The organism is Mycobacterium sp. 236(2023), from assembly GCF_029623955.1.
Classification (GTDB): Bacteria; Actinomycetota; Actinomycetes; order Mycobacteriales; family Mycobacteriaceae; genus Mycobacterium.
This window is the reverse complement of sequence record NZ_JARSBP010000003.1, coordinates 1065702-1081920: the sequence shown is the minus strand read 5'-3', so window position 1 is coordinate 1081920 and position 16219 is coordinate 1065702. Positions and strand designations below refer to the sequence as shown.

General features: G+C 67.2%; 18 protein-coding genes and 1 pseudogene. 8 read left to right on the top strand and 11 right to left on the bottom strand.

Features of this window, described 5'->3' with window-relative positions; translation table 11 throughout:
• Positions 1 to 2: 2 nt before the first annotated feature.
• The 3 genes from P9A17_RS16580 to sigE all read right to left on the bottom strand — a co-directional run bounded on the left by P9A17_RS16580 (position 3) and on the right by sigE (position 2810).
• Positions 3 to 1493 carry a trypsin-like peptidase domain-containing protein gene (locus P9A17_RS16580; RefSeq protein ID WP_278039711.1) on the bottom strand — a complete coding sequence of 497 codons (1491 nt, stop codon included), beginning with the start codon at positions 1491 to 1493 and terminating at the stop codon, positions 3 to 5.
• 89 nt (positions 1494 to 1582) lie between these two features.
• The gene (gene rseA / locus P9A17_RS16575) at positions 1583 to 1978 is read right to left on the bottom strand and encodes an anti-sigma E factor RseA (protein WP_278039889.1); all 396 of its coding nucleotides are present in this window, start codon (positions 1976 to 1978) and stop codon (positions 1583 to 1585) included.
• Positions 1979 to 2075: 97 nt separating this feature from the next.
• Positions 2076 to 2810 carry an RNA polymerase sigma factor SigE gene (gene sigE, locus P9A17_RS16570; RefSeq protein WP_278039888.1) on the bottom strand — a complete coding sequence of 245 codons (735 nt, stop codon included), beginning with the start codon at positions 2808 to 2810 and terminating at the stop codon, positions 2076 to 2078.
• Positions 2811 to 3067: 257 nt separating this feature from the next.
• Here sigE and P9A17_RS16565 point away from each other — a divergent pair, with 257 nt between their 5' ends.
• The 7 genes from P9A17_RS16565 to P9A17_RS16535 all read left to right on the top strand — a co-directional run bounded on the left by P9A17_RS16565 (position 3068) and on the right by P9A17_RS16535 (position 8959).
• Positions 3068 to 3748: an O-methyltransferase gene (locus tag P9A17_RS16565; RefSeq protein WP_278039710.1), complete on the top strand. Its 681-nt coding sequence runs from the start codon at positions 3068 to 3070 to the stop codon at positions 3746 to 3748.
• A gap of 188 nt (positions 3749 to 3936) precedes the next feature.
• Positions 3937 to 4596 (top strand): TetR family transcriptional regulator, encoded by a 660-nt coding sequence (locus tag P9A17_RS16560; RefSeq protein WP_278039709.1) that lies wholly within the window; start codon positions 3937 to 3939, stop codon positions 4594 to 4596.
• The gene (locus P9A17_RS16555) at positions 4589 to 5491 is read left to right on the top strand and encodes an ABC transporter ATP-binding protein (RefSeq protein WP_278039708.1); all 903 of its coding nucleotides are present in this window, start codon (positions 4589 to 4591) and stop codon (positions 5489 to 5491) included. The genes P9A17_RS16560 and P9A17_RS16555 overlap by 8 nt, the downstream gene beginning before the upstream one ends.
• The gene (locus tag P9A17_RS16550; protein WP_278039707.1) at positions 5488 to 7107 is read left to right on the top strand and encodes an ABC transporter; all 1620 of its coding nucleotides are present in this window, start codon (positions 5488 to 5490) and stop codon (positions 7105 to 7107) included. The genes P9A17_RS16555 and P9A17_RS16550 overlap by 4 nt, the downstream gene beginning before the upstream one ends.
• 8 nt (positions 7108 to 7115) lie before the next feature.
• Positions 7116 to 7790: an isoprenylcysteine carboxylmethyltransferase family protein gene (locus tag P9A17_RS16545; protein ID WP_278039706.1), complete on the top strand. Its 675-nt coding sequence runs from the start codon at positions 7116 to 7118 to the stop codon at positions 7788 to 7790.
• Between the two features lie 36 nt (positions 7791 to 7826).
• Positions 7827 to 8441, top strand: a complete 615-nt coding sequence (locus P9A17_RS16540) for a DUF4126 domain-containing protein (RefSeq protein WP_278039705.1) — start codon at positions 7827 to 7829, stop codon at positions 8439 to 8441.
• 35 nt (positions 8442 to 8476) lie between these two features.
• Positions 8477 to 8959 (top strand): MSMEG_6728 family protein, encoded by a 483-nt coding sequence (locus P9A17_RS16535; protein ID WP_278039704.1) that lies wholly within the window; start codon positions 8477 to 8479, stop codon positions 8957 to 8959.
• Here the strand turns inward: P9A17_RS16535 and P9A17_RS16530 are convergent.
• Together P9A17_RS16530 and glgC are read right to left on the bottom strand one after the other, a co-directional pair.
• Positions 8952 to 10139, bottom strand: a complete 1188-nt coding sequence (locus P9A17_RS16530; protein WP_278039703.1) for a sensor domain-containing diguanylate cyclase — start codon at positions 10137 to 10139, stop codon at positions 8952 to 8954. The genes P9A17_RS16535 and P9A17_RS16530 overlap by 8 nt on opposite strands.
• Positions 10140 to 10177: 38 nt before the next feature.
• Positions 10178 to 11392, bottom strand: coding sequence for a glucose-1-phosphate adenylyltransferase (gene glgC, locus P9A17_RS16525; RefSeq protein WP_278039702.1), 1215 nt, complete (start codon positions 11390 to 11392; stop codon positions 10178 to 10180).
• A gap of 128 nt (positions 11393 to 11520) precedes the next feature.
• Between glgC and glgA the strand changes: the two genes are divergently transcribed.
• Positions 11521 to 12684 (top strand): glycogen synthase, encoded by a 1164-nt coding sequence (gene glgA, locus P9A17_RS16520; protein ID WP_278039701.1) that lies wholly within the window; start codon positions 11521 to 11523, stop codon positions 12682 to 12684.
• Between the two features lie 13 nt (positions 12685 to 12697).
• Here the strand turns inward: glgA and P9A17_RS16515 are convergent, their stop codons facing one another.
• The 6 genes and pseudogenes from P9A17_RS16515 to folP form a co-directional block, all read right to left on the bottom strand.
• Complete coding sequence (locus tag P9A17_RS16515; RefSeq protein ID WP_003406247.1) at positions 12698 to 12865, bottom strand: DUF3117 domain-containing protein; 168 nt, start codon at positions 12863 to 12865, stop codon at positions 12698 to 12700.
• A gap of 313 nt (positions 12866 to 13178) precedes the next feature.
• Positions 13179 to 13295: pseudogene (locus P9A17_RS16510) on the bottom strand (SAM-dependent methyltransferase); the annotation flags it as partial.
• Positions 13296 to 13363: 68 nt separating this feature from the next.
• Complete coding sequence (locus P9A17_RS16505; protein WP_278039700.1) at positions 13364 to 13966, bottom strand: DNA-3-methyladenine glycosylase I; 603 nt, start codon at positions 13964 to 13966, stop codon at positions 13364 to 13366.
• A complete protein-coding gene (locus P9A17_RS16500) occupies positions 13963 to 14325 on the bottom strand; it encodes a DivIVA domain-containing protein (protein ID WP_278039699.1) in 363 nt (120 codons plus the stop codon). The genes P9A17_RS16505 and P9A17_RS16500 overlap by 4 nt, the downstream gene beginning before the upstream one ends.
• Before the next feature lie 34 nt (positions 14326 to 14359).
• Complete coding sequence (locus P9A17_RS16495) at positions 14360 to 15319, bottom strand: glucosyl-3-phosphoglycerate synthase (RefSeq protein WP_278039698.1); 960 nt, start codon at positions 15317 to 15319, stop codon at positions 14360 to 14362.
• Complete coding sequence (gene folP, locus P9A17_RS16490) at positions 15316 to 16140, bottom strand: dihydropteroate synthase (RefSeq protein ID WP_278039887.1); 825 nt, start codon at positions 16138 to 16140, stop codon at positions 15316 to 15318. The genes P9A17_RS16495 and folP overlap by 4 nt, the downstream gene beginning before the upstream one ends.
• Positions 16141 to 16219 lie beyond the last annotated feature (79 nt).

Sequence of the window (16219 nt, the reverse complement as noted above, 5' to 3'; positions counted from 1 at the left end):
CGTTACGTGCTGTCGTCGCCGTTGGGCGTCACCGTCAGCGTCACGTTGCGACCGTCGCGCACGACCTCGATGGGCGCCGGCTGTCCGATCTTGAGCTGACGGACCGCGACGATGAACTCGTCGGCGTCGGCGACCTCGCGGTCACCGACCTTGACGACGACATCGTTCTCCAGCAGACCGGCCTGCTCGGCGGGGCTGCCCGGCTTCACGTCGGCGATCTGCGCGCCCTTGGACACATCGTTGCTCACCGAACGCGCCGTCAGGCCCAACGTCGGATGCGCGATCTTGCCGTTCTGGATCAGCGTCTCGATAACCTGCTTGACCTCGTTGACCGGAATCGCGAACCCGAGGCCGCTGGCGCTGTCGGACAACGACTTTCCGGCGGTGTTGATGCCGATGACTTCGGCGTTCATGTTGATCAGCGGGCCACCGGAGTTGCCGTGGTTGATCGACGCGTCGGTCTGGACACCGTCGATGACGGTGTCGGTGTCCGAGCCGTCGCCCGACAGCGGCACGGGCCGGTGCAGCGCGCTGATGATGCCGTGCGTGACGGTGCTGCGCAGACCGAGCGGAGCTCCAGCGGCGATGACTTCTTCACCCACCTGCAACTTCTCGGAGTCCCCCATCCGGGCGACCGACAGGTTGTCGACGTTGTCGACCTTGAGGACGGCGAGGTCCGTTTTCGGATCGCGACCGACCAGGTTGGCCGGGACCTCGGAGCCGTCGTTGAACACGACCGACATCTTGAAATCGCTGGGATTGGTGGCGGCCTCGGAGATCACGTGGTTGTTCGTCACGATGTAGCCGCGGCCGTCGACGACGACGCCGGACCCCTGGGAGCCCTCGGTCTCGCTGGTCGCCTCGATCGTGACCACCGAATCGGCAACGGCGGCAGCAACTTTGGCGAACTGCCCTTCGGGTTCACCCTCGCCGCTCGCTCCGGTCTCCAACGTGACCTTCGACGTCGTGAACGCACTGACCACCTCGGCGGTCTTGCGGCCGACGACGCCTCCGACGACGCCGATGACGAGCGCGAAGATGCCGAGGATCACCAGCGCGACGATGGAAACCCTGCCGCCGAACAGCACGTCACGGACACCGAGTTTCCCCACGGGACCCGCGACGGCCACAGGCGCGCTCTGCGCGACGGCGGGGGTGCCGAGCGCCGCCGCAGCCCCCGGATCACGCCATGGATCGGCAGGCTCGTCGGCATCGCCCTGGCGCTCGGCGTCGAGAGCGCCGGCGTCGGTCGGGTGCCGTTGCAGCGAGTCGCCGCCGGCGTACGGCCTGCCGAACGCCTCGGCCAGCACGGGGTCGGGGGGCGCATCCTTCGGTGTGTACTCACCCTGGTCGCGATACTTGTCGGTGCCCTGGAAAGAGCCGTCGACGCCGGAGGGCCTACCGAACGCGCGCTGCGACGCCGGATCGACAGGCGGCCGCGACACCGGTCGCGGCGCAAGACGTTCCCGGCCGGTCTCGTCCAGATTGGTCACCCGTTCATCGCCCTTCCGTTACTTCTGCCACCCTCAGTCGAGGTGCCAGCAATTGCCGACGCACACCGCAGGTCAGCGCTGCATCCACCCTACCGGCGCTTGCGGCGAGCACGCTGCGCGCCATCAGCTAACTGCGGCGATTCGGCTGGTTCCTGGGTCTCGGCCGGGGTGTGGTTCGGAATCTGGGACAGCAAGCCCAGCAAAGAACTTGGCATGGCTACGGGGCACGAATCCCGCAAGGCCTCACGCGCTTGGCGCTGAGCGTCGACCTCCATCGCACACTCGGGACACAACGACAGGTGGTGGGCGGCGCGCAGGTGCGCGGTCATGCGGAGCTCGCCGTCGGCGAACGCGGCGATAGCCTCGATCGACAGGTGCTCGGTGGAGCCGAACTGGCGCGGACCTACCGGCGCATCACTTTGCGAAGCAAACTGCGACGGGAGCCAGGAGAACGCTCGGCGGAATGCATGTCCGGGATCGAACACCACCCAGCTCCTCTCTCACTCGGGGTCGCGCAGCCTGCCCTGTCGAAAGTCGTCCCCTCGAATGTAGCGCGGCATGCTGGAAGACAGCGCGCGAACGTCAGGCGGATTTCGCGACGTCGCGAGCGCTGCCGACGTCGGAGTGCCTGGCGAGGTACTCGCGCAGAGCCTGGCGACCGCGGTGGATGCGGCTGCGGACGGTGCCGAGCTTGACGCCCAACGTCGCCCCGATCTCCTCGTAGGACAGCCCTTCGATGTCGCACAGGACCACGGCGGCACGGAACTCGGGGGCCAGCGAGTCGAGGGCGGCCTGCAGATCCGGACCCAGGCGTGAGTCGTGGTAGATCTGCTCGGGGTTCGGCTCGTCGGCGGGCACCCGGTCGTAATCCTCGGGCAGCGCCTCCATGCGGATGCGGCCACGACGACGAACCATGTCGAGGAACAAGTTGGTCGTGATGCGGTGCAGCCAGCCCTCGAAGGTGCCCGGCTGGTAGTTCTGCACCGACCGGAAGACGCGGATGAACGTCTCTTGGGTCAGGTCTTCGGCATCGTGCTGGTTGCCCGACAGTCGGTACGCCAGACGGTAAACCCGGTCGGCGTGCTGACGGACGAGTTCGTCCCAGCTCGGCATGGCCGCGACATCACCGGTCGCGTCGAACACCGCGGTGCCGGTCAGCTCGTCGGCCGGTTCGACCCATTCGGCGTCGGTGAACTGTTCGAGGTGCGCCATGGAGACAGGAGACGCACCAGGCGAAGAAACAGGAGAAGCAACGGACGCGGAGCCGTTAGGGGTGATCGTCGGATCCTCCAGATCGTGATGGCCACGGTCACAAATAGACCGTTCACAGGCGACAACGCGGCTTGCTTCGGTGTTGTTCCCAGGGTCCGGGATGCCGAAGCGTCCGTCGGGTGCGCCGTCTGTCATGCGATCACCGTCTCCTGTGCTCGTGAGGCAGGCATATGAGCAAACTGAACATTTACTGAGAAACAGCGCTACCCCTTTTTTCACCAGCGGAAACGATAGTGGTTGCGGCTGAGACGACCGGGCGTGTCGCTACCGCGACCGGCGGGGCTTGGCTCTACGCTGCGGGCATGGCCAGCACCGACGAGCCGGGCCCAGGTACCGGCGATTCCACCGCGCGGGCCAGCCAGGCCGAAGCGATCGTCAACCACGCCGAACACTCGATCTCCGAGGATGCGATCGTCGCCGCCGCCCGCGAGCGCGCCGTCGACATCGGCGCGGGCGCGGTGACCCCCGCCGTGGGCGCACTGCTGTGCGTTCTGGCGAAGCTGACCGGAGCGAAGGCCGTCGTCGAGGTGGGCACAGGGGCCGGAGTCAGCGGGCTGTGGCTGCTGTCGGGCATGCGCGACGACGGCGTGCTGACGACGATCGACGTCGAGCCCGAACACCAGCGCATCGCCAAGCAGGCGTTCAGCGAGGCGGGCGTCGGCCCGGGCCGGACCCGGTTGATCAGCGGGCGCGCTCAGGAAGTGCTGACCAGACTGGCCGACGAGTCCTACGACCTCGTCTTCATCGATGCCGATCCCGCCGACCAGCCGCAGTTCGTGGTCGAGGGTGTGCGTCTGCTCCGCCAGGGCGGGGCGATCGTCGTGCACCGTGCGGCGCTGGGCGGCCGGGCGGGCGATGCGACCGCCAAGGACAACGAGGTGGCCGCCGTCCGCGAGGCGGCCCGGCTGATCGCCGAGGACGAGCGCCTCACGCCCGTGCTGATTCCCCTCGGCGACGGATTGCTCGCCGCCGCGCGCGACTAGCTCGTTCGCGCCGCGAGCGCGCGGGTCTATACGCAGACACGCCGGCCCCGCTGACATTTTCCGCGCGCTTGTCGGACGCGACGGTCCCTGAAATCCCGCAGATTGCGGCGCGTCGCTGTGCAGACACGCTCGCTCGCGGTGCAACGTGCCCTTGACGTCGCGCTGAACGTGCGTTTAGCCTACTAAACATGCGTTCAGCGGACGATCTCACAGCGCCGGCCCGGATCCGGGATGCGGCCATCGAGTTGTTCGGCCGTGACGGCTTCACAGTCGGCGTCCGCGCAATCGCGACCGCCGCCGGCGTGAGCCCCGGCCTGGTGATCCACCACTTCGGGTCCAAGGACGGGCTGCGCAAAGCGTGCGACGACTTCGTCACCGAGACGGTCTACGAGAGCAAGAGCGAGTCGATCCAGACGTCGGATCCCGCGGTGTGGCTCGCGCAGATGGCGGAGATCGAGGAGTACGCGCCACTGATGGCGTATCTGGTGCGCAGCCTCCAGACAGGCGGAGACTTCGCAAAGAAGCTGTGGCACAACATGATCGAAAACGTCGAGAAGTATCTCCAGGAGGGCGTCGAGGCCGGCACCGTCAAAGCCAGTGTCGATCCGAAGGCCAGAGCCCGCTTCCTCGCCATGGGCAACGGCGGCGGGTTTCTGCTCTATCTCCAGCTGCACGAGAGCCCCGACCTCCGCGTGGTTCTCCGTGATTACAGCGAGGACATGGTGCTTCCCGCGCTCGAGCTCTACACCAACGGCCTCATGGCGGACTCGACGATGTACGACGCATTCCTCGCCCAACGCGCACACGGTATTCCGTTCGCATCGACAGAAGGAGCACACGATGACTGACACCTCGTGGTCGGTGGAGATCAGCGGGTTGCAGAAATCGTTCGGCCGCACCCGGGCCCTCGACGGTCTCGACCTCACCGTCGCACCCGGCGAGGTGGCCGGATTCCTCGGACCCAACGGCGCCGGAAAGTCCACCACCATCCGCGTTCTCCTCGGCCTGCTGCGCGCCGACGGCGGTACCGCCCGTCTGCTCGGTGGCGACCCGTGGCGCGACGCCGTCCCGCTGCACCGCCGGATCGCCTACGTACCCGGCGATGTCACGCTGTGGCCCAATTTGACCGGCATGCAGGCCATCGACTTCCTCACCGCCCTGCGCGGGGACGGTGTCGACGCGAAACGCCGAGACCAGCTCATCGAGCGCTTCGAACTTGACCCACACAAGAAGGCACGCACGTACTCGAAGGGCAACCGACAAAAGGTCGCGATCGTTGCCGCGTTCAGCACCCGCAGCGAACTGTTCGTCCTCGACGAACCCACCTCCGGCCTGGATCCGTTGATGGAGCAGGCATTCCAGCAGTGCGTGCGCGAAGTCGCCGAGCAGGGCGCGGCGGTGCTGCTGTCGAGCCACATCCTCGCCGAAGTCGAAAAGCTTTGCGACACAGTCACCATCGTGCGTGCTGGACGCACGGTGCGGTCGGGGACTCTCACCGAGATGCGGCACCTGATGCGCACGACCGTCACAGCGCGCACCCGCGGCCACAGCCACGATCTCGAGCGCGCGCCCTACGTCCACGACCTGCGAGCCGACGACGGAGCGGTGCGGTTCTCGGTTGACCGTGATGATCTCGACCGCACGATGGCCGATCTGGCCGCGCTCGGCATCGACGAACTCACCGTCGCACCCGCATCGCTGGAAGACCTGTTCCTACGCGAATATCAGGTGACGAGCCGATGAGGACCACCACCGCCGCCGGTCCCGCCCGACATGCTGCATCAGCGTCCGCATCATCGTGGACGGGAACCGGCCGCCTCGTCCGTCTGGCTGTCAGACGCGACCGCGTCCGTCTCTCCGTCTGGATCGCGGCCCTGACGCTGACGATGGTGTACGCGCCCAATGCGGTCAAACTCGCCTACCCCGAAGAAGCGCAGCGCCAGGCCCGCGTCGAACTGCTCAAGACACCCGCCGGAATGATGCTGGGTGGCCCCATGTTCGGCGGTAACGAGACAGACCTCGGCGCCATGATGGCCAACGAGTTGATGCTGACGCTCATCGTGGCCGCGTCGATTCTGGCGATCCTGACCGTGATTCGGCACACCCGCGCCGAAGAGGAGAGCGGCGCAGCCGAGCTCGTGCTCGCGTCGGTCGTCGGTCGGTATGCGCGCACCACCGCGGCGCTGATAGTCATGGCCGGCGTCAATGCCGTTCTGGCCGTCACGATGACGGCTGCGATGGCGGCCACCGGGTTCGCGGTCGCCGACACCGCGGCAATGTGTTTCGGTGTGACCGCGGTGGCGACGGTGTTCGGCGCTGCCGCCGCGGTGACAGCGCAGTTGTGGCGCGTCGCCCGCGCGGCCACGGGTGCGGCGATGGGCAGCCTTGCGCTGGCAGCCCTCATCCGGGGCGTCGGCGACGTGATCGACAACTCGGGCAGCGTCTTGAGCTGGTTCTCCCCCATCGCCTGGGCCCAGCAGGTGCGGCCGTTCGTCGACCTGCGCTGGTGGCCGCTGCTACTTCTGGTCGCACTGACAGCGGGGCTGGTCGCGCTGGCCGCAATCCTGGAGAGTCGTCGCCAATACGATGACGGCACCATCGCCTCCAGTGGAGAGAAACCCGATGCCCGCCCGATCCGCGGGGTCCTCGGCCTCCACATGAGCCTCCAGCGTGGACAGACCGTCGGCTGGGCGGTCGGCCTCTTTGTGGCGGGCCTGGCGTTCGGGTCGATGACGCAGTCCCTGCTCGACGCCGCGCAAGGCAACGAGTTGATCGCCCAGATCATCTCGGCACCGGGCACCGACGGTGTGTACACCACCATGTCGCAGTTCCTCGCGGCCGCGGCCAGCGCCTATGTGGTGTCCGCCGTGCTGCGGGTGCACACCGATGAGCAGTCGGGCCTGGGTGAGGCGGTACTCGCGGGTGCGGTGTCGAGGTGGCGGTGGCTGCTGTCAGCCGTCATGTCGGCGACGCTGGGCGCCGCGGCGCTGATGTTCTGCGCCGGACTCGGTAACGGCCTGGGCGCCGCGGTGACGCTCGGTGAACCTGCGACAGTGCTGCGGCTGACCCTTGCGGCCCTGGCCTTCGTCCCGGCTCTGGCCGTGATCGCCGGTGTCGCGGCGCTCGCCGTCGCCCTGCGTCAAACCTGGATCGGTTGGCTGGCAGTCGCTTTCGTCGCGCTGACCTTGTACCTGGGCGCGCTGTTGCGGCTGCCAACCTGGCTGATCGACCTGTCCCCGATCGGACGCACGACGGCTCCTAGCGAGGTGTCGGTGACCACCCTGATCGTGATGGCCTTGGCGGCAACGGTTTTGACCGCCGCGGCCGGAATTCTCTACCGGCGACGCGACGCGGCATAGGAGGCACCATGAGAACGGCTCTGCAGACAGCGGCATCGTCGGTCATCGGCATCGCTTTGCTCGTCGCCTCGCTGTTCCTGCCGGCCGGCACGTTCGATTACTGGCAGGCGTGGGTGTTCCTCGTGGTGTTCACGCTGACGACGATCGTGCCGACCGCGGTCCTCGCGGTCCGTTACCCGGATGCTCTCGCCCGCCGGGCAAAGGCCGGCCCGATGGCGGAAAGCCGCCCGGCGCAACGGATCATCATCTCCCTGACCGTGGTGCTGGTGTTCGCGACGTTCGTGCTGTCGGCGCTGGACCACCGGTTCGGGTGGTCGCACGTGCCGGTGTGGCTCGTCGTCGTCGGCAACATCTTGGTCGGCGTCGGACTCGCCATTGCGCAACTGGTGATCGTGCAGAACAACTACGCCGGCGCCACGATAACCGTCGAGTCCGGTCAGCCGCTGGTATCGACGGGCCTGTACGGGTTCGTACGCCACCCGATGTACTTCGGCACTGTGGTCATGATGGTCGGCACGCCTCTGGCGCTGGATTCCCTGTGGGGCCTGCTCGGAGTGCTGGCGTCGGTCCCGGTGCTCGCGGCGCGCATCCTCGACGAGGAGAAGATGCTCAACGACCAACTCGCCGGCTATCGCGAATACGTCCAGCAGGTGCGTCACCGGCTGATTCCCGGGTTGTGGTGATCGCAGGCAGGGCCGAGCCCGCCGCATACTGATGTCATGGAGCTGCTCACCGGGTTCGGCCTGGCGACGGCTGCGGGCCTCAACGCCTACATCCCGCTGCTGGCGCTCGGACTGCTGGCCCGATTCACCGACCTCGTGACGTTGCCTGCAGGCTGGGCGTGGTTGGAGAACGGCTGGGTGATGGCGATCGTCGCCGTCCTGCTCGTCATCGAAATCGTCGCCGACAAGGTGCCCGCACTCGACAGCATCAACGACGTCGTCCAGACCTTCGTGCGCCCGACCGCTGGCGGCATCGTCTTCGGTTCCGGGACGGCGGCCCAGACGGCGACGGTCACCGACCCCGGTGCCTTCGCGCAGTCGGGCCAATGGATCCCGGTGGCCATCGGCGTCGCGATCGCGTTGGTGGTGTCGTTGACGAAGTCGACCGTGCGGCCGGCGGCGAACGTCGCGACCGCCGGGATGGCCGCCCCCGTCTTGAGCACGGTCGAGGACATCGTCAGCGTCGCGTTGGTGTTCCTCGCGATCCTGGTGCCCGTGCTCGTCCTGATCGCCGTGATCGCGCTCGCGTGGGCGGCGGTCCGGCTGATCCGCAGGCGCCGCTCCAGACAACGCAACAACCAGTCCTCCTCCCGGCCCCCGCTCGAGCGCTGATCCTTGGCCGCCGGCCGAACGGGTACTCATGCGTGATGCAGACGTTTCTGCCGTGCCCGGACTTCACCGATTCTGCGGGTGTGCTGGACACCCGGCGGTTGGGTAAGCAGCGGGTCGAGACCATCCAGGTCCTGCGGGCGCTCACCGTCCCGGGTTACGGCTGGCGTCGCCACCCCGCCGCCGCCATGTGGGCCGGCTACGAGGAGGCGCTCGTGCGCTACGGACTCGACGTCTGCGCGGTCTGGTGCGGCCTGGGTCGCAGCGACACATGCGCCGCGACGCTGCACACCGACCTTCTCGCCACCACCGGGCAGTCGGAGATTCGAGCCCAAGCCGACTTGCAGGCAGCTGGTGAACTTCCACCGTGGCTCGGCGACAGCACTTTTCACGTCAGTCACCAATCGGCGCTGATCCGCAAAGACCCCGGACACTACGGGGCGCTGTTTCCCGGCGTACCCGACGATCTGCCCTACGTGTGGCCCGCCTCAGACCGGCCCCGGCGCGTGCCGGTCAGCTGACCGTGTCGGCGACGCGATATCCGTTGCGGCCGGCGGCCTTCGCCTCGTACATCGCACGGTCGGCGGCACGCAGTAGGTCGTCACCGTCGACGACCGGGCCCGAGTGGAGCGCGATACCGACGCTCAACCCGACGCTTCCCGACCATTCACCGATCGTCAGCGGCGTGGCAGCCGCCGCGATGAGGCGCTGCGCGAGTGCCTCCGCCGACCCGAGCAACGCCGCGTCGGCGACGTGGATGATGACGAACTCATCGCCGCCGCGGCGCGCGACGATGTCACCGTCCGGCACGCAGGCGACCAACCGCTCGCCCACCGCTGCGAGCACCGAATCGCCTGCACTGTGGCCCAGTTCGTCGTTGACCTGCTTGAACCCGTCCAGATCCACGCACAACACTGCGAAACCGGTTCCGTCACTGGCCGACCGTTCGATTTCACGCTGAAGCCGCTCATACAACAGCGCCCGGTTCGGCAACCCGGTCAGGAGATCGTGAGATGCGTTGTGTGCCAGGACCGTCTCGAGCTCTTTGCGACGCGAGGTGTCGCGCACCGAGACAACGTAGCCGTCACGCTCACCCGTCGCCGCATCGTGGGTGACCTTGACGAAGGCTTCGATCCACACCCAGGTGCCATCCTTGTGCCTCATGCGGTGTTCAGTCGTGAAGCCATCGATCTCACCTTCGGACATGGCGTGCATATGCCGTCCGAAATCAGCGAGATCGTCAGGATGGGTGATGTCACGGGCCCGCTGACCGACCAGTTCCTCGGCCTCGTAACCGAGCAACGTCCTGATCGACGGCGAGACGTAGCGCCGGATACCGTCGAGGCTGCCCCGGATCAGCGTGTCCGCGGAGTTCTCCGCGACCAGCTTGAACAGCGCCGCATCGTCCGCTTGTTGGATGTGCAGAGACGCTAGACGACCGAAATTCTCCAGCTGGCCGACGAAATCGGCAGCGACGTCGCGGGGCGCATCGTCTGCCACCCAGAGCACGCCTGCACCTCCGGCGATCGACACCGCGGCGATGAACGCCGAATCCGGGAAGTAGTCGGACACCGGATGAGGTGTCAGCCGCGCGTCCGTGACGATCAACGGCCGGCGCGGCGCGGGCCACAGATGGCGCGGCACCCCGGTGTCATCGAGACTGATCAGCGCCTCGCGGCAGCCGAACGCGCCACGGGCCACGCGGCACAGGGCGTCGAAGAACGGTGACGCGCTCGCCGTCAGATCCAGACGCCCTTGCCGACGGCGACCACGCCGCCGGCGCTGACCGTGAACCGTTCCCGGTCCTTGTCCAGGTCGACCCCGACCATCTCGCCCGGACCGACGACGACGTTCTTGTCGAGGATCGCGTGGCGCACCACCGCCCCGCGGCCGATCCGGACGCCGGGCATGATCACACTGCCCTCGACGATCGCCCCGTCGTCGATCGCGACGTTGGACGACAGAACCGAATTGCGCACCGAGGCAGCCGAAATGATGCTGCCGGCACCGACGACCGATTCCTGGGCGGATCCGCCGTTGACGAACTTGGCGGGCGCCAGGTTCTCCGCGCCGCCGCGGATCGGCCAGCGCTTGTTGTACAGGTTGAAGATCGGGTGCACCGACACCAAATCCATGTGCGCGTCGTAGAACGCGTCGAGCGTTCCGACGTCGCGCCAGTAGCCGTGGTCACGCTCGGTCGCGCCTGGCACCTCATTGTTGTTGAAGTCGTAGACGGCGGCCATGCCATCGGCCACCAACCTCGGGATGATGTCGCCGCCCATGTCATGGTCGGAGTCGTCGTCCTCGGCGTCCGCGCGGATGGCATCGATCAACACCTTGGTGGTGAAGATGTAGTTGCCCATCGACGCGAATGTCATCTCGGGATCGTCGGGGGTGCCCGGGGGATCCGCGGGCTTCTCCACCCAGCCCCGGATGCGGCCGGTGTCGTCGGCGTCGATGCAACCGAACGCGCTGGCCTCGGAGCGCGGCACCCGGATGCCCGCGACCGTCGCGCCGGCACCGCTCTCGATGTGCTGCTGGACCATCTGCTCGGGGTCCATCCGGTAGACGTGGTCCGCGCCGAAGATCACGATGTAGTCGGGATCCTCGTCGTAGATCAGGTTCATCGACTGGTAGATCGCGTCAGCCGAACCCGTGTACCAGCGCGGGCCCAGACGTTGCTGCGCCGGCACCGGCGTGATGTATTCGCCTGCAAGGCCGGAAAGCCGCCAGTTCTGCGAAATGTGGCGGTCCAGCGAATGCGACTTGTATTGCGTCAGCACACAAATTCGCAAGAAGCGCGCGTTGACGAGGTTCGAGAGCACGAAGTCGATGAGCCGGTAGCCACCGCCGAAGGGCACCGCGGGTTTGGCGCGGTCGGCCGTCAGCGGATACAGCCGTTTGCCTTCTCCGCCGGCGAGGACGATGCCCAACACATGTGGCGCTTCCCTCATGATGCCAACCTATCCGCAGGTACGGACAGGGGCCAGCCATTCGTGCTTTTGTGGCGAGTTCTCGGGCTGTCCGTCAAGACAATTGGTGATGCCACGCAACCCATCGCGAAGTTGGATACGGTCACATCATGCGGGTGGCGATGATGACTCGGGAGTATCCACCCGAGGTGTACGGCGGGGCAGGCGTTCACGTCACAGAACTCGTCGCGCAGCTGCGGCGGTTGTGCGAGGTCGACGTGCATTGCATGGGGGAACCGCGACCGGGCGCGACGGTCGCGCAGCCCGACCCGGCGCTTGCCGGCGCCAACGCGGCACTGGCGACGCTGTCCGCAGACCTCACCATGGTCAATTCCGCCTCACAAGCTTCGGTCGCGCACTCCCACACCTGGTACGCCGGGATGGCAGGCCACCTGTCGGCGATGCTGTACGGCATACCCCACGTACTCACCGCCCATTCACTGGAGCCGATGCGGCCGTGGAAGGCCGAACAGCTCGGCGGCGGCTACCGCATCTCGTCGTGGGTGGAGAAGACGGCGGTCGAGGCCGCCGACGCGGTGATCGCGGTGAGCTCGGGGATGCGCGAAGACGTGCTGCGCACCTATCCGGCGCTGGATCCCGAACGGGTGCATGTGGTGCTCAACGGCATCGACACCGACAAATGGCGTCCCGTCGTTCCCGGTGGCGAAGGGTCGGTGCTGACAGAACTCGGGGTGGATCTGGGGCGTCCGATCGTCGCGTTCGTCGGGCGGATCACCCGGCAGAAGGGCGTGGCCCATCTCATCGCCGCTGCCCACCATTTCGCCCCCGACGTGCAGCTGGTCCTGTGCGCCGGGGCCCCTGACACCCCGGAGATCGCCGAGGAGGTGGCCTCGGCGGTACAGGCGCTGTCACAGGCCCGCAGTGGGGTGTTCTGGGTCCGCGAGATGCTGCCGCAGCCGAAGATCGATGAAATCCTCTCCGCAGCAACCGTTTTCGTGTGCCCGTCGGTCTACGAGCCGCTGGGCATCGTCAATCTCGAGGCGATGGCATGCGGGACGGCAGTGGTCGCCTCCGACGTCGGCGGCATCCCGGAGGTGGTCGCCGACGAGAGGACAGGACTGCTCGTGCACTACAGCTCGGCCGACACCGAGTCGTTCGAGCGTGAATTGGCAGCCGCGGTCAATGCTTTGGTCGCGGACCCGGACAGGGCCCGCCAATTCGGCCTCGCCGGACGCCAACGCTGCATCGACGAATTCTCGTGGGCGCAGATCGCCGAGCAGACCCTGGAGATCTACCGGAAAGTGTCGGCGTAGCCGAGCGACAGCGCTAGCTGGTCACGCCCTTCAACTCATCGCCGAGTGCCGCTGCCTCGTCCGGCGTGAGTTCGACGACAAGGCGGCCACCACCTTCCAGTGGAACCCGCATCACGATGCCTCGCCCCTCCTTGGTTGCTTCCAGTGGACCGTCTCCGGTCCGGGGCTTCATCGCCGCCATCGAGTGCTCCCTCCACCATCGGCCGCCCGTCAGGGCCTTGGTCTTTCCACGAACGGGTCTTACAACGATCCGGTCTGTTCACGACTCGGGCTCGGCATCGCGACATGCGCTGACAGCACCCGACTCTGAACTGCTACAGACCTCCATTGTTCCCTATCCAGGCCAGGTCGTGTGCGAAGACCCGGCTATAGCTGCCCGGATGGCGCTTTCTTGATCTCCGAAACAGTGGTCTTGATCGCCTCGACGAAGTAGCCACGAGGCGCATCCGGCACGTCCTCGGGGGCGACGGGAGCCTGCCACCGCCCCCACCTGTGGCCAATCGCTCGGCGCACGGGTCGGTGAACAGACCACCTTCACGCGCCGTCTCGCGAGCACGGATAGCGGCCACGAGGATTCCGGTGTCCGCGACTGCCTTCAGGTTGTCGTCCATTCCCCGATCCTCTCGGCGGCGCAGCCTTCTGTCGGTCGAAACATGGTCGCTGTCAACAACTTCACAGCTCAGCTGCCGGGGCGCGGGACCCAGCAGTCGGCCGTGTGGTCGTCGACCATCCCGGTTGCCTGCATCAGCGCGTACGCCGTCGTCGGCCCGACGAAGCGGAAGCCACGCTTCTTGAGATCTTTGGCCATCGCCGTGGATTCGGGCGTGACCGCCGCGACGTCCGACAAGCTGGCGGGACGCGCCCGCGTCGCCCTGTCAGAAGGAGCGAACGACCACAACAACTCCCCCAGGTCGGCGCCGTTGTCGGCCATATCGGCGACGACGCGCGCGTTGGCGATCGTCGCGTCGATCTTGGCGCGGTTGCGCACGATGCCGGCATCGCCCATCAGACGTTCCACGTCGCGGTCCCCGAAACGGGCGACGCGTTCGACGTCGAACCCGTCGAACGCGGCGCGGAAGTTGTTTCGCTTGCGCAAGATGATGAGCCACGACAACCCACTCTGGAACGCCTCCAGGCTCACCCGTTCGAACAACGCTCCCGAGTCACGAAGGGGGCGCCCCCATTCGTTGTCGTGGTAGTCGCGGTACATCTCGAAGTCGGGTGCCGACAGCCGCGACTGGTCGATCCACCCACACCGGATCCGGACGTCGGCGTCGCTCACGTGTCATCACCGAACTCGGGCGGCAGGGCGTGCGCGGGTTCGTGGACCTCGTCGGCCGGATCGGGGATGCCGTGCGCCGCGCGCACCGCCGCGAGTTCGCCGCGCAGCGCGTCGACTTCCTGCCCCAACCGGTCGAGCACCCAGTCGACCTCGCTGGTCTTATAGCCCCGCAAGGTCTGGGTGAACTTGACCGCGTCGACGTCGGCACCGGTGACACCGGACGCGGGCAGCACCGTGGCGGTGGTTCCGCGCGGCAGCGGCGGCAACACCTCGCCGCGGCCGAAGAGCGCGCTGCCGACAGCGAACAGGACGATGCCGACAAGAACGAGCACGACGAGGTAGAGCAGGACGAGTGTCACGCCTCGATAGTGCCCGAAGGCGGTGACACGTGGGTCAGCGAGGGCGCAGCGTGATCATCGGCGGGCGGTCGTCGAGCGACACCGTCGACGTCCTCGGCGTGTAGTCCTGGCCGTCGGCGAAGAACTGCGTCAGGCCGACACCCGAGTCCGGGACACCGCACCGCGACAGCAGCGTCGCGATGACCTGCCTGCTCATCGACGCAAGCTCGGTCAGCGGCCGGTTGCGGTGCGTGCGGACACCGAGGTTGACCTGGGCGATGCCGTCGAGCCCCAGCCGGTCGTAGGTGTCGACGAGAAGGCCGATCTCCACGCCGTAGCCCGGGGCGAACGGCACCGCCGTCAACAGCTCGCGGGTGCCCGCGTACTCACCGCCCAGCGGCTGGTACAGGCACATCAGCTCCGGGCGCAGCGCGGCGAGCAGTGGACGTGCCACCAACTCGGTGACCCGGCCGCCGCCGTTGGCGTCCTCCTTGCCGCTGACCTTGAGCGGGCGGCGGTAGAAGCCCTTGACCAGGTGCACGCCGTCGGCGGTCAGAAGGGGGCCGAGCAGCTTGGGCACGAACATCGGATCGGGGTCGATCAGGTCGGAGTCGACGAATGCGATGACATCGCCGGTGGTCGCGGCCAGAGAACGCCACAGCACTTCGCCCTTGCCCGGCTGCGGCGCCACCTCGGGCAGCGCGACCTCACGGCTCACCACCCTGGCCCCGGCGGCCACCGCGCGGATCTCGGTGTCATCGGTGGACCCGGAGTCGAGGACGATCAGTTCATCGACGAGCCCGCCCAGCAGCGGCGTGATCGTCTCGACGACGCTGGCGACGGTCTCCTCTTCGTTGAGCGCGGGAAGCACCACCGACACCGTGCGGCCTCGTTTGGCGGCTTCCAGCTCGGCAATGGTCCAGTTCGGACGCCTCCAGCTGTGGTCCTTGAGCCAGCGGTGTTCGGCCACCCCGTGCGTGGTCAACTCGTCCACGCGATCAGACAGAACAGTCATGCCAGTCCCCTCACCGTGCGTTTCGGCGGACGGGCGCCTTGGATTGACGCAACCATCTCCAGTACCCGACGTGTGGGCCCCACCTCGTGTACCCGGAACATCGCGGCTCCGTCGGCGGCCGCCAGGGCGGTCGCTGCCAGGGTGCCCTCCAGGCGTTCAGTGAGGCTCACACCCAGAGTTTCCCCGACGAAATCTTTGTTGCTGAGCGCCATCAGGACCGGCCATCCAGTGTTTACAAGGTCTTTTACATGGCGCAACAAACTAAGACCGTGGTAAGTGTTTTTCCCGAAATCGTGGGTCGGATCGATGAGAATCCCGTCCCGTCGCACGCCGATAGCCACCGCACGTTCGGCCGCAGCCGTCACCTCGGCGATGACGTCGTCGACGACGCCGCGCTCGGACAGCCCGTAGTTCACCCGGAACGGGCGCGTTCGGGGCACCGCGCCGCCGGTGTGTGAGCACACCAGGCCGGCGTTGAATTCGGCCGCGACCTGCGCCAGGTTCGGATCGGCACCGCCCCAGGTGTCGTTGATCAGGTCCGCCCCGGCCGCGCACGCCTGCTTGGCGACCTCGGCCCGCCAGGTGTCGACGCTGATCAACGTGTCAGGGAACGCGTCGCGCAACCATTCGATGAACGGCACGACACGCGCGATCTCCTCGCCCTCGTCGACCGTCACTCCCGGCCCCGCCTTCACCCCTCCGACGTCGACGATGTTGGCACCGTCCTCGACGACGCGGTGCGCAGCGTCCTTGGCGGCGTCGTCGCTGAAGGTGGCGCCGCGGTCGTAGAACGAATCCGGTGTGCGGTTCACGATCGCCATGATCAGCGCGCGATCGCCCGCCACCGGGCGCCCCAGAAACGTCGACTGCACGCCTACCAGGCTACGGGCCGGTGAGAGG